The 13,238-nt window shown below is 59.4% G+C and carries 11 protein-coding genes; 5 read left to right on the forward strand and 6 right to left on the reverse strand.

What is annotated here, in order from left to right; genetic code table 11:
* Nucleotides 1-102: 102 nt before the first annotated feature.
* Nucleotides 103-2,052, forward strand: a complete 1,950-nt coding sequence (locus FPT15_RS24835; RefSeq protein ID WP_145165444.1) for an LTA synthase family protein — start codon at nt 103-105, stop codon at nt 2,050-2,052.
* Nucleotides 2,053-2,139: 87 nt separating this feature from the next.
* Here FPT15_RS24835 and groL read toward each other — a convergent pair whose 3' ends face one another.
* The 5 genes from groL to FPT15_RS24860 all read right to left on the reverse strand — a co-directional run bounded on the left by groL (nt 2,140) and on the right by FPT15_RS24860 (nt 6,756).
* Nucleotides 2,140-3,786, reverse strand: coding sequence for a chaperonin GroEL (gene groL / locus FPT15_RS24840; protein WP_106578329.1), 1,647 nt, complete (start codon nt 3,784-3,786; stop codon nt 2,140-2,142).
* A 50-nt stretch (nt 3,787-3,836) separates the two neighbouring features.
* Complete coding sequence (gene groES, locus FPT15_RS24845) at nt 3,837-4,133, reverse strand: co-chaperone GroES (RefSeq protein ID WP_017846112.1); 297 nt, start codon at nt 4,131-4,133, stop codon at nt 3,837-3,839.
* A 247-nt stretch (nt 4,134-4,380) separates the two neighbouring features.
* Nucleotides 4,381-4,857: an FxsA family protein gene (locus FPT15_RS24850; protein WP_145165446.1), complete on the reverse strand. Its 477-nt coding sequence runs from the start codon at nt 4,855-4,857 to the stop codon at nt 4,381-4,383.
* 66 nt (nt 4,858-4,923) lie between these two features.
* Complete coding sequence (locus tag FPT15_RS24855) at nt 4,924-5,655, reverse strand: HugZ family protein (RefSeq protein ID WP_106578328.1); 732 nt, start codon at nt 5,653-5,655, stop codon at nt 4,924-4,926.
* Between the two features lie 93 nt (nt 5,656-5,748).
* Nucleotides 5,749-6,756: a DUF481 domain-containing protein gene (locus tag FPT15_RS24860; protein ID WP_145165448.1), complete on the reverse strand. Its 1,008-nt coding sequence runs from the start codon at nt 6,754-6,756 to the stop codon at nt 5,749-5,751.
* A gap of 133 nt (nt 6,757-6,889) precedes the next feature.
* Here FPT15_RS24860 and FPT15_RS24865 point away from each other — a divergent pair, with 133 nt between their 5' ends.
* From FPT15_RS24865 to FPT15_RS24880, 4 genes are all read left to right on the forward strand, one after another.
* Nucleotides 6,890-7,252 (forward strand): MGMT family protein, encoded by a 363-nt coding sequence (locus FPT15_RS24865; protein ID WP_145165450.1) that lies wholly within the window; start codon nt 6,890-6,892, stop codon nt 7,250-7,252.
* 43 nt (nt 7,253-7,295) lie between these two features.
* A complete protein-coding gene (locus FPT15_RS24870) occupies nt 7,296-8,828 on the forward strand; it encodes an AmpG family muropeptide MFS transporter (RefSeq protein ID WP_145165452.1) in 1,533 nt (510 codons plus the stop codon).
* 202 nt (nt 8,829-9,030) lie between these two features.
* Nucleotides 9,031-10,746: a proline--tRNA ligase gene (locus tag FPT15_RS24875; RefSeq protein WP_106578324.1), complete on the forward strand. Its 1,716-nt coding sequence runs from the start codon at nt 9,031-9,033 to the stop codon at nt 10,744-10,746.
* Between the two features lie 20 nt (nt 10,747-10,766).
* Nucleotides 10,767-11,720: a hypothetical protein gene (locus tag FPT15_RS24880; RefSeq protein ID WP_145165454.1), complete on the forward strand. Its 954-nt coding sequence runs from the start codon at nt 10,767-10,769 to the stop codon at nt 11,718-11,720.
* 130 nt (nt 11,721-11,850) lie between these two features.
* On the opposite strand, the gene dinB is transcribed toward FPT15_RS24880, so the two are convergent.
* Complete coding sequence (gene dinB / locus FPT15_RS24885) at nt 11,851-12,909, reverse strand: DNA polymerase IV (protein WP_145165456.1); 1,059 nt, start codon at nt 12,907-12,909, stop codon at nt 11,851-11,853.
* Nucleotides 12,910-13,238: the final 329 nt, after the last annotated feature.

The raw sequence follows: 13,238 nt of genomic DNA on the forward strand, positions 1-13,238 counted from the left end.
TTCAACCAATAAGATAAACCAACAAGTTTTTCACTATAGCTTCACAAACTGACTACAGTGTCAGGCCGAAGATCACCGCCCATCGATATAAGGAACATAGACATGGGGTTTCTCAAAACAGCGCCTATGCGCTTTCTGCTGCTCGTCACCGGCACCTGGCTGGTTATTTTCCTGATCACCCGCGGTGTGCTGCTCTTCACGCACCTGGACGAAGTCGGTGGCAACCTGCTGCCGGTGTTTGGCGTCGGCTTGCTGTACGACCTGGGCTTTCTCACCTACGCCGCCCTGCCGCTGGGCCTGTACTTGCTGCTGTGCCCGCCCGCGCTGTGGCGTCGCCGCGGCCATCGCTGGTTCCTGCAGGCCGTGCTGACAGTCAGCCTGTTCGCGATGCTGTTCACCTCGGTTGCGGAGTGGCTGTTCTGGGATGAGTTTGGCGTGCGTTTCAACTTTATCGCCGTCGATTACCTGGTGTACTCCAATGAGGTATTGAACAACCTGTTGGAGTCCTACCCGATCGGCAAGCTGCTCAGTTTGCTGGCGATGTTGGCGATTGTGTTGAGCCTGGCCCTGCGCAAACCCTTCAACGCGGCGATGCGCGCGCCTCTGCCGCCCATGCGTGGGCGGCTGCTGAATGCCTTGGGCTTATTGATCGCCGCCGGGCTCAGCCTGCAATTGATCAGCCAGGACAGCCCACGCGCCCAGGGCGGTAACGCTTACAACAATGAATTGGCCAGCAATGGCCCGTATCAGTTTTTCGCCGCGTTCCGAAACAACGAGCTCGATTACACACAGTTCTACAAAAGCCTGCCTGACGACGTCGTCGCCAGGCAATTGCGCGCTGAACTCAGTGAGCCCAATGCGCGCTTCGTCGGCACTGACCCGCTGGACATACGCAGGGCAATCACCAACCCCGGCACATTGCGCAAACCCAACATCGTGCTGGTGACCATCGAAAGCTTCAGCGCCAAGTACATGGGCAGCAACGGCGATGGGCGCAACCTCACGCCCAATCTGGACGCCTTGCGCAAACGAAGCCTGTACTTCGGTAACTTTTATGCCACCGGCACCCGTACAGACCGTGGCCTGGAGGCGATCACGCTGGCGATTCCCCCTACGCCAGGCCGCTCGATTGTCAAACGTATCGGGCGTGAAAGCGGTTTCGCCAGCCTCGGCCAACACCTCAGTGCCATCGGCTACGACAGCGTATTCGTCTACGGCGGGCGCGGCTATTTCGACAATATGAACGCGTTTTTCAGCGGCAACGGTTACCGGGTGGTGGACCAGAGCAGCGTGGCCGAATCAGAAATCTCGTTCAAAAACGCGTGGGGCATGGCCGACGAAGACCTCTACCGGCAAACCCTGAAGCTGGCCGACGCCGATTACGCCAAACAGCAACCCTTTTTGCTGCAACTGATGACCACCTCCAATCATCGCCCCTACACCTATCCGGAAGGGCGCATTGATATCAAGTCCGGCAATGGCCGTGACGGCGCGGTGAAATACACCGACCACGCCATCGGCGAGTTCCTCAATGCGGCACGCCAGAAACCCTGGTTCGATAACACAATCTTCGTGTTTGTCGCCGACCATACCGCCGGCAGCGCAGGCAAAGAGGACCTGCCTGTCGCCAACTACCAGATCCCGCTGTTCATCTATGCACCCAAGCTGATTGAAGCGCGTGAAACCGCACAACTGGCCAGCCAGATCGACCTGGCGCCCACCTTGCTGGGCCTGATCAACCTGAGCTACGAGTCGACCTTCTTCGGCCGCAACCTGTTGCAGGACAATCCGCTGCCGCCGCGTGTCGTCATCGGCAACTACCAACACCTTGGGCTGTTTGACGGCAATGACCTGGCGATCCTCAGCCCGCGCCAGGGCCTGCGCCGCCATGACCAGGCGCTGGGTGAGAGCCAGGAGTTGCGTGTGGGCAGTGACGACCCATTGATCCAGCGCGCAATCACCTACTACCAGGGCGCGAGCTACGGCTTCAAGCAACAATTGCTGAGCTGGAAGGCACCCAAGGAAGTCATCCCGCAGGTGAGCACACGCTGACCCGCGTGCCGGCGGCAAATACCGCGCATAAAAAACCCCGCCTGCATCACTGCAGGCGGGGTTTTTCAGGTGCCGGGTAAGGCTGGCTTACATCATGCCGCCCATGCCACCCATGCCGCCCATGTCTGGCATACCGCCGCCAGCCGAGCCTTCTTTCTTCGGTGCATCAGCGATCGCAGCTTCGGTGGTCAGGATCAGACCGCCGATGGAGGCCGCTGCCTGCAATGCCGAACGGGTCACCTTGGTAGGGTCCAGGATGCCCATTTCGATCATGTCGCCGTAGACGCCAGTTGCAGCGTTGTAACCGTAGTTACCTTTGCCGTTCTTGACTTCGTTGACCACAACGCTCGGCTCGTCGCCGGAGTTGGCAGCGATCTGACGCAATGGCGCTTCAACGGCGCGACGCAGTACAGCGATGCCCACGTTCTGGTCAGCGTTGTCGCCTTTAAGGTCAACCAAAGCTTCCAGAGCACGGATCAGCGCAACGCCACCGCCAGGTACCACGCCTTCTTCAACGGCTGCACGGGTTGCGTGCAGGGCGTCTTCAACGCGGGCTTTCTTCTCTTTCATTTCAACTTCGGAACCAGCGCCAACCTTGATCACTGCAACGCCGCCGGACAGCTTGGCCAGACGCTCTTGCAGTTTTTCACGGTCGTAGTCCGAGGAAGTTTCGGCAACCTGGGCACGGATCTGAGTGATGCGAGCCTGGATGTCCTGGTCTACGCCAGCACCGTCAACGATGATGGTGTTTTCCTTGGAGATGGTCACGCGCTTGGCGCTACCCAGGTTTTCCAGAGTGGCGCTTTCCAGGCTCAGGCCGATCTCTTCGGAGATAACGGTACCGCCAGTCAGAACAGCGATGTCCTGCAGCATGGCCTTGCGACGGTCGCCGAAGCCTGGAGCCTTGACGGCTGCGACTTTAACGATGCCACGCATGTTGTTCACAACCAGCGTCGCCAGGGCTTCGCCTTCAACGTCTTCGGAAACGATCAGCAGTGGGCGGCCGGCCTTGGCAACGGCTTCCAGCACTGGCAGCATTTCGCGGATGTTGGAGATCTTTTTGTCGACCAGCAGGATCAGCGGGCTGTCCAGCTCGGCAACCATGGTTTCTGGCTTGTTGACGAAGTACGGGGATAGGTAGCCACGGTCGAACTGCATGCCTTCTACAACCGACAGTTCGTTTTCCAGGCCAGTGCCTTCTTCAACGGTGATCACGCCTTCTTTACCGACTTTTTCCATGGCTTCGGCAATGATGTCGCCGATGGAGCTGTCGGAGTTGGCGGAGATGGTACCGACCTGAGCGATAGCCTTGGTGTCAGCGCATGGCTTGGACAGGTTTTTCAGCTCAGCAACAACAGCGATGGTCGCCTTGTCGATGCCGCGCTTGAGGTCCATCGGGTTCATGCCGGCAGCGACGGCTTTGTAGCCTTCGTTGACGATAGCTTGAGCCAGAACGGTAGCGGTGGTGGTGCCGTCGCCTGCGTCATCGTTGGCACGGGAGGCAACGTCTTTGACCAGCTGCGCGCCCATGTTCTCGAAACGGTCTTCCAGTTCGATTTCTTTCGCTACCGAAACGCCGTCCTTGGTGATGGTCGGAGCGCCGAAGCTCTTCTCGATGATCACGTTACGGCCTTTAGGGCCCAGGGTCGCTTTTACTGCGTCAGCCAGGACGTTGACACCGGTGAGCATTTTTTTGCGGGCGGAATCGCCGAATTTAACTTCTTTAGCAGCCATGATCGATATTCCTTAAATTCTTTGGAGTAACGGAAAAATGAGCGGAAAAATCAGCCTTCCAGTACAGCGAGAATTTCGTTCTCAGCCATTACCAGCAGGTCTTCGCCGTCAACTTTCACAGTGTTGCTGCCGGAGTAAGGGCCGAAAACAACCTTGTCACCGACTTTAACGGCCAGCGCACGCACTTCACCGTTTTCCAGAGTCTTGCCTGGGCCTGCAGCGACGATCACACCGTGGTTGGCTTTTTCAGCAGCCGAACCTGGCAGAACGATACCGCCAGCGGTTTTCTTTTCTTCTTCGCTGCGACGGATAACGACGCGGTCGTGCAGAGGACGAAGCTTGCTCATTGTCGATCTCTCCTAATTGTGTTTTTCATCGGCCGGTATCGGTACCGGCGGGTTGTATTCCGGCTGTGCCGGTCGCGCCTCGCCAAGCAAGACGCGGAAGTCTGTCTGGTGTCGCCACCAGAAACCTTGCGGTGACCGTTACATAAGGGCGCATAAGCTTATTACAAGGGGCCGCGGCGGAAATTTTTTATGCTTGCCGACGCACAAAAGCAACACGGCACCCGAAGGTGCCGTGCCAATAAAGCGATTATTTGCTGTCGCGGTGTTCGAATTCGCCTTCGATCACATCGCCCTCGCGTCCCAACGGCGGGCGCGGAGCCGGGCCACCACGGGGTTGCAGGTCATCGGCGAACGCTCGCTGGCGAATCGCCGCTTCTTCGGCGCGCTGACGCATCTTGCCGGCCAGCAGCTTGCGAGTGACCGGCAGCAACATCACCAGGCCGACCACGTCGCTGATGAAACCCGGCAGGATCAACAGGCCACCGGCCAGGGCCATCATCAGGCCTTCCAGCATGGTTTGAGCGGGCAGCTCGCCGCGGTTCAGGCTTTCACGCGCACGCAACGCTGTGGCCAAGCCGGCGACGCGCAGCACCAGAACGCCGAGCATCGAGCCGAGAATGATCAATAACAGTGCCGGGAAAAACCCGATTGCACTGCTGACTTGAACGAATACGAACAGCTCCAGCACCGGGAACAGCAGAAAGAGCAATAAAAAAGGGCGCATCAAATGGTTCCTCAACGCAAGAATGCCTTGCCAGTCCACCTTAGATGACGTCGCCATTTCGTGAATTCAAGCGTTGGCAGGCTCTTTTTTCGGCCAGACCTCAGCGTGAGCCAATGAAACCAGGGCTTCGCGTACTTGTGTCGGAGTGTTGCAAGGCGTCGCGAACGGCAACCAATGCAGCGACTGGCCAATGCGCAGGTGCATGCCTTCGCTGTCGATACCGGCCAATTGCGCGGGTTCAAAGGTCGGCAAGCCGGTCAGCGCGACGTAATGGGCAATGGCCTTGGTGTGGTCGGCGTTCATGTGCTCGACCATGCTGCGCTCGGCCTTGCCTGCAAACGGGTTGGCCAGTGTCAGGTGGTCAACCCAGTGGATCGCACCAAACCCGCCTATATAGCGGTGACGCACCGGCTTGAGCACCCAGAAGTCGAAATCGTGAGCTTTGTGGTAGTTGGCCGAATCGGGGAAGTAACGGTAATAACGCTCGGCAGCCGCTTCAATGGCGGTGGCATCTTCGAGTTTCTCGGCTTCAGCCAGGTAGGTCAGGCGCCCCACTGCCTGCACGTCATCGGCCTCGCGCTCACCCACCAGCAGCGAGCACTTGGGGTCTTTCTGCAGGTTATGGGTGTGCTGGGCGATACGGCTGATCAGGATCAGCGGGCGACCCTGCTCGTCGAGGCAATACGGCACGACCGAGCCGAAGGGAAACCCGGGCATGGCTTTGGACAATGTGGAGAGAGCCCCACGGTATTCCTTGAGCAACAGCTCTCGGGCGTTCTTGGCAACGTGCGCGCTCAACGTATGACTCCTCGGGTATTCCGCCGCCCACAGCATATGGGAATGGATCTCAACACAAGGTAATCAATATCCGCGCAGGTTGCCAGAGTGCACTTACCAGGCCACACCGAACCCTGCGGTGTACCGGGTCTTGCTCAGGCTGCTTTGCGATTCGCCACTGATGATGTCGCGTTCAGCCTTGAGGTTGAGAGACGCCCATTCGGTGACCTTGTAACGCAGGCCCATTTGCGCATCGAGGGAGTAATCGGACGGCCCGGCAAGCGGCTTGCCCACCTCGCCATTGGTGAAGAACTCCACGGTCTTGCCCACCAGGTAGCGGTTGTAGTTCCACTTCATGGCCAGCGAGTAGAAATTGGATTTGCCGCCGTCGGCATATTCGTAATCGGTGCGGTTAACCAGCGAACCGAGGGAGAACGCGCCCAGTTCATCGTCCCAGAACTGGTAGCCAGGGCCGGTACCGACCGTGCGCTGGCGGGACAAGTCTTCAACCTTGTCGCGCTTGTAGGTCAGGCGGCCTTGCCAGAACCAATGCTCGGTGATGAAACGGTCCAGGTCATATTCCAGCGCCCAGTTGTCGGTGGTGGTGACGTCGTCCTGGAACTCGCGGTTGTATTCGCCCTGCGCGGTGTGGCGCCACTGGCCGTGACGGGCCGTGGTCTTGAAGTCCACGTCGTAGTCGTTGGTGTCTTTGTCGGCACGCTTGTAGTCCAGCGCCAGGTCGACGTTGCCCTTCCACACCAGGTCTTCGATGACCGGCTTGGGCTTGAGGATTTGCTGGATGCTGGCCAGTTCCACGGTTTTGGGCGCCTCGCCATTGGCCAGCACCACCTTGCCGTCATCCGCAGCTTTCAGGGATTTGGCCTTCTCACCGCTGTACGCGTCCTGCTTGACCAGTAGCTCCTGGTCACTTTCCAGGGTTTTCACCTGCTTCCAATCCACCGGGATGGCCCCTGCGTAGCTGGTCTGAATCAGCAACTTGCCACCGTCGAAGACTTTGATCTTGCCGGTCAGGCGGTCACCGTTCTTTAACCACACGGTGTCAGCGAGCAGGGGCGTGGAGGCGCTGAAAACAGCGAGGCACAGCAGGGTTCTGGACAACATAAGCGTATTCGGGGCTCAGGGTTGGCGAAAAAGGGGCGCTATCGTGTTAGATAGCTACGACTGACTCAAGTATTTATATTGAGTTCAATTCTCAACACCATGATTACAGACGTTTCTTACAAAGACCCTGACGATGCCCACAGTGAATCAACCCGCCGATATTGCGCAAAGCCCAGCAGAAATGCGCCGTACGGCGTTGTACCTGACCTTGGCGCAAGTGCCCGAAGGCTGCGTGGTGAGTTACGGCGAACTGGCACACCTGGCCGGGCTGGGCCGCGCGGCCCGCTGGGTCGGGCGCACGCTGAGCCAGCTGCCCGAGGACACCCGGTTGCCCTGGCACCGGGTGCTGGGTGCCGGTGGTCGGATAAGTCTGCCAGTGGGCAGTGCCTCAGGTGACGAGCAACGTGCGCGTTTACGCAGCGAAGGTGTCAGTATCCTGAACAATCGCGTTGATATTCAGCGTCATGGCTGGCGCCCGGTAGAGCACAGCGGTTAGAGTGCGCGCTTTGTTTCCGCAAATCTGAGGCAGACTCCAGCCCATGCCCCGTAAAACCTGGCGCGCCGCGCTCGCCGCCTATGCCAGCCCCTCGACGTTAGTGCTGTTGTTGCTCGGTTTCGCCGCCGGCTTGCCTTACATGTTGGTGTTCTCGACGCTTTCAGTGTGGTTGCGCGAGGCCGGTGTGGCCCGCGAGACCATCGGTTATGCGAGCCTGATCGGCTTGGCCTATGCCTTCAAATGGGTCTGGTCACCGCTGCTCGACCAATGGCGTTTGCCGCTGCTCGGCAAACTCGGACGACGTCGCTCCTGGCTGGTGCTGGCCCAGACGCTGGTGATCCTCGGGTTGATCGGCATGGGTTTTTGCGACCCGCAAAAACACCTGTCGTGGCTGATTGCGATTGCTGTGATCGTCGCCTTCGCCTCGGCCACCCAAGACATCGCGGTAGACGCCTATCGCCTGGAAATCGCCGACGACAGTCGCCAGGCTGCCCTCGCCGCCAGTTACATGTCCGGTTATCGCATCGCCGCCCTGCTGGCCACCGCCGGTGCACTGTTCTTTGCCGAAGGCTTCGGCTCGACCGGTTTCAACTATAAGCACTCGGCATGGACCGGCACTTACGTGCTGTTCGGCCTGCTGATGATTCCGGCGCTGCTGACCACCCTGTTCATGCGCGAACCCAATGTGCCACTGCGCACGCAGTTGCAGGCCGGCCGCTACAGCTTCGTGCATCAGCTGGTCTCGGTGTTTGTACTGATCGTGTTGCTGGTGTCCGTCCCGGCGATGTTCACCCAGCTCTACAACACCGATTTTGCCAGCGTCCTGTTCCACGGCGTCAGCCTGTGGGAACTGTTGATGGAAGACCGCGCCTTCCTGCGCGCCATCCTCTATATCATCCTGACCACGCTGTGCCTGTCGACCATGGGCCGGCGCGGCCTGGCGCCGGTGCTGACGCCGGTCAACGACTTTATCCTGCGCTACCGCTGGCAAGCCTTGCTGCTGCTCGGGCTGATCGCCACCTATCGCATGTCGGACACAGTGATGGGCGTGATGGCCAACGTGTTCTACATCGACCAGGGCTTCACCAAGGACCAGATCGCCGGAGTGAGCAAGATTTTCGGCCTGATCATGACCCTGCTCGGCGCCGGCATGGGCGGCTTGCTGATCGTGCGCTTCGGGATCCTGCCGATCCTGTTTATTGGCGGCGTGGCCTCGGCCGGCACCAACCTGTTGTTCGTGATGCTCGCGGACATGGGCCCCGACCTGCAGATGCTGATCTTCACCATCTCGCTGGACAACTTCAGTTCCGGCCTTGCCACCTCGGCGTTTGTCGCCTACCTGTCGAGCCTGACCAACCTCAAGTTCTCGGCCACCCAATATGCGCTGCTCAGCTCGATCATGCTGTTGCTGCCGCGCCTGATTGGCGGTTATTCCGGGGTGATGGTGGAGAAGTTCGGCTATCACAACTTCTTCCTGATCACCTGCCTGCTGGGCGTACCGACGCTGTTCCTGATTGCCCTGCACTGGTTTCAGGAAAATCGACGGATTCGGTTGAGCCCGCCCACCGAAGACTGACCCACCTCGGTCAATGTGGGAGCTGGCTTGCCTGCGATAACATCAGCGCGACGTAACTGATACACCGCATCGCAGGCAAGCCAGCTCCCACACAAGCCCGGTCGCCACAGAAACACCTCGCGACCTCATGCCTGTACTCCGGCAGCAACCGCCCGTACAATCCCAAGTCATTTCAAGTCCAAGCAACCGACAACGGCCTACCATGCGTACCAGTCAATATTTGCTCGCCACACAGAAAGAAACGCCTTCCGACGCGGTTGTGATCAGCCATCAGCTGATGCTGCGCGCCGGCATGATCCGCAAACTGGCCTCCGGCCTGTACACCTGGCTGCCCATGGGCTTGAAGGTGATGCGCAAGGTCGAAGCCATCGTTCGCGAAGAAATGAACGCCGCCGGCTCTCTGGAAGTGTTGATGCCGAGCACGCAACCGGCTGAGCTGTGGCAGGAATCCGGGCGCTGGGAAGAGTACGGCCCTGAGTTGCTGCGCTTCAAGGACCGCCATGGCCGCGATTTCTGCGCTGGCCCGACCCATGAAGAAGTGATCACCGACCTGATGCGCAATGAGCTGAGCAGCTACAAGCAGCTGCCGCTGAACCTGTATCAGATCCAGACCAAATTCCGTGACGAAATCCGCCCACGCTTCGGTTTGATGCGCGGCCGTGAATTCATCATGAAGGACGCCTACTCTTTCCACGCCGACCAAGCCTCCTTGCAGGTCACCTACGACCGCATGCACCAGGCTTACTGCAACGTGTTCACGCGCCTGGGCTTGAAATTCCGCCCGGTTGAAGCGGACAACGGCTCCATCGGCGGCGCCGGCTCCCACGAGTTCCACGTGCTGGCCGAGTCGGGCGAGGACGATATCGTCTTCAGCAACGGTTCCGACTACGCGGCGAACATCGAGAAAGCCGAAGCCGTGCCACGGGAAACTTCCCGCCCGGCGCCAAGCGAAGAGCTGCGCCTGGTGGACACCCCAGAGACCAAGACCATCGCGGCGCTGGTGGAAAAATTCAATCTGCCGATTGAAAAGACCATCAAGACCCTGATCGTGCGCGCCGAAGAAGAAGGCAAGCTGATCGCCCTGGTCATCCGTGGCGACCACGAACTCAACGAAATCAAGGCTGCCCAGCAACCTGGCGTGGCCAGCCCGCTGGTCATGGCCACCGATGCCGAACTGCGCGATGCGATTGGCGCCGGTGCCGGTTCGCTCGGCCCGCTGAACCTGCCGCTGCCGATCATCATCGACCGTTCGGTCGAGCTGATGAGCGACTTCGGCATTGGCGCCAACATCGACGACAAGCACTACTTCGGCGTGAACTGGGAGCGTGACCTGCCAGTTCCAACCGTGGCCGACCTGCGTAACGTAGTCGCCGGCGACCCAAGCCCGGATGGCAAGGGCACCCTGGAAATCAAACGCGGCATCGAAGTCGGGCACATCTTCCAGCTGGGCAACAAGTACAGCAAGGCGATGAAGTGCGAAGTGCTGGGCGAGAACGGCAAGCCGATCACCCTCGACATGGGCTGCTACGGCATTGGCGTTTCCCGCGTGGTAGCAGCTGCCATCGAACAGAACAACGACGAGAAAGGCATCATCTGGAGTGACGCCCTGGCCCCATTCCAGGTGGCCCTGGTACCGCTGCGCTACGAAACCGAGCAAGTACGCGAAGCCACCGACAAACTGTATGCCGAACTGACGGCCGCCGGTTTTGAAGTGCTGCTGGATGACCGCGACAAGAAAACCAGCCCGGGCATCAAGTTTGCTGACATGGAACTGATTGGCATCCCGCACCGAATCGTGGTCAGTGACCGCGGCCTGGCCGATGGCAATCTGGAATACAAGAGCCGGACCGAAGCCGAAGCCCAACCGTTGCCGGTGGCTGACGTGCTGTCTTTCCTTCAGGCGCGTATTCGTCGCTGAAAACCAGATCAAGAGAAGTCATGTTCAAGCGAAACACCAGAGCCCTGGGGGGCGCCGCCTTGTGCGGCGCCCTGCTGGTCAGCGGCTGCGCCAACCAGATGTCGCAACGCAGTGAGCACGAGGAGCGGGTCGAGCGCAAATTGCTCGACCACAGCCTGCAGATCGATGTAGGTGAACCCAAAGTGCTGGAACTGCCGCAACGCCGGGTTCGCATTCACGAGCAGAAGACCTTTGAGGTCACTGAATTCGAAGTCACCCGCCGTTACGATCGCTACACCCCCTACCAACCCTGGCGCAAACTCTACGAGATGCCCTTGGGCGCGGTCGCCCTGGTGGCCGGCGCGGGGGCCAACGTGGCGAACATCTTCGCCCTCGGCAACCTGCCGACCAGCATGACGCGTGACTGGCTGAGCTATGGCGTGGACGGCATCAACCCGTTCATGAACGTGCAATCCCACGGCCGTGCGCAACAGAACCTGGCCGGGATCGATGAAGTCCAGCGTGACAAGCGCACGGAGTATTCGAGCCTGCCCTGGAGCGAGCGCCCGGTACAGGTCACCGCCGGCAAGCAGTCCCATGAGCTGACCACCGACCGCGACGGCGTGCTGCGCCTGAACCTGTTGGACAGCCCGTTTGCCGAGCAGGACCTGAACCGCGTCACGACCTTGAAGATCAGCGTGGAAGATGGCCAGGACGACGTGCACTCAGACTCCACCCTGGCGATCAGCAACACCCTGCGCGGCAAGTTGCTGGAAGCCCATGGCCTGATCTACGACGACCTCGAAGACGACGAAGTCAACCAGTGGGTGCACCGGGTCAAGCGCCTGTCGGAGTTGGGCCTTGAGGAAGAAGCCAGTGAGCTGGAACAAAGCCTGATCGAACTGACCCGCAATGATCCCGAGTTGCAGCAGGAGTTTGTGCAGGCGCTGACCAAGGATGCGGGGCGGTTGGTGGCGGACCCTGGGGCACGCTAGGACCTCAAGACAGGTAAAGATCTAAATGTGGGAGCGGGCTTGCTCGCGAAAGCGGTGTATCAGTGATGAATGTATCGACTGACACGGCGCCTTCGCGAGCAAGCCCGCTCCCACATTTGGCTCCCGGTTTTTACCAGGGAAACTGCAGCTGTTCGTTACCGCTGCTCAGATCCAGCAACCGCACCCCAATCCCCAGCAACCGCACCGGTTTGCCGCCGCGATTGAACGCCTGGGTCAACAGCTGTTGATAACTCTCCAGATCTCGCCCTGCCCCTGCCTGCTCCAGGGTGGTTTGGGTGAAGTCATGAAACTTCACTTTGACGAACGGCTTGCCCGCGCGATAGCTGCTGTCGATGCGCGCCATGCGTCCGGCCAGGGTTTCCATCAGCTCGGGCAGTTTCGCCAGACAACTTGAGAGATCCGGCAAGTCCACGTCGTAGGTATTTTCCACACTGATGGATTGCCGACGGCTGTCGTTCTGCACCACGCGGTCATCAATCCCACGAGCCAGGCTCCAGAGCCGCTCGCCGAAACTGCCGAATTCACGCACCAGCGCCAGCTTGTTCCACTCACGCAATTGCAGACAGTCTGCAATCCCCAGGCGCGCCAGCTTATCGGCGGTCACCTTGCCAACGCCGTGCAACTTGTTCACCGGCAACTGGCAGACGAAGTCTTCGACCTGATCCGGGGTGATCACAAACAGGCCGTTGGGTTTTTTCCAGTCGCTGGCGATCTTGGCCAGAAATTTGTTCGGCGCAACGCCGGCGGACACCGTGATGTGCAGCTGGTTGGAGACCCTGCGACGAATGTCTTGAGCGATGCGCGTGGCACTGCCGCCAAAGTGCGGGCTGTCAGAGACGTCCAGGTAGGCTTCGTCCAGCGACAGTGGCTCGATCAGGTCGGTGTAATCGCGAAAGATCGTCTGGATTTCCTTCGACGCTTCCTTATAGGCATCCATGCGCGGCTTGACGATGGTCAGGTCCGGGCACAGCTTCAAGGCGTGGCGCGATGACATGGCCGAACGCACCCCGTAAGCCCGCGCCTCATAGTTACAGGTGGCGATCACCCCTCTTCTGTCGGCCGAGCCGCCGACCGCGAGGGGCTTTTGTGCCAGGCTCGGATCGTCGCGCATCTCGATGGCGGCGTAGAAGCAATCACAGTCGACGTGGATGATTTTGCGCTGCGTCATATAAACAGAGGGTGTAATCCAACGGGCGGCCAGTATCGCATCCACCCCTGTATATAGCACCAGTAGTTTGAATCTTCCGCTTGAGCGGTAGGAAATTTCACTGATGAATTTATTTTCTCAATCGAAATTCTCCTGCCAATAGAGCTGAAACCCTCGGCCACACTGGCCGCGCGCCCTTCCAAGGCTTGCCTTGGAGAGCTAACCGATTGAACCACAAGCGCTTTTCTTCGATTCACAGGTTGACACACTCGCGTTCCTCTGTAGAATGCCGACACACAGACGCGGGATGGAGCAGTCTGGTAGCTCGTCGGGCTCATAACCCGAAGGTC

The organism is Pseudomonas sp. RGB (assembly GCF_007713445.1).
GTDB lineage: Bacteria > Pseudomonadota > Gammaproteobacteria > Pseudomonadales > Pseudomonadaceae > Aquipseudomonas.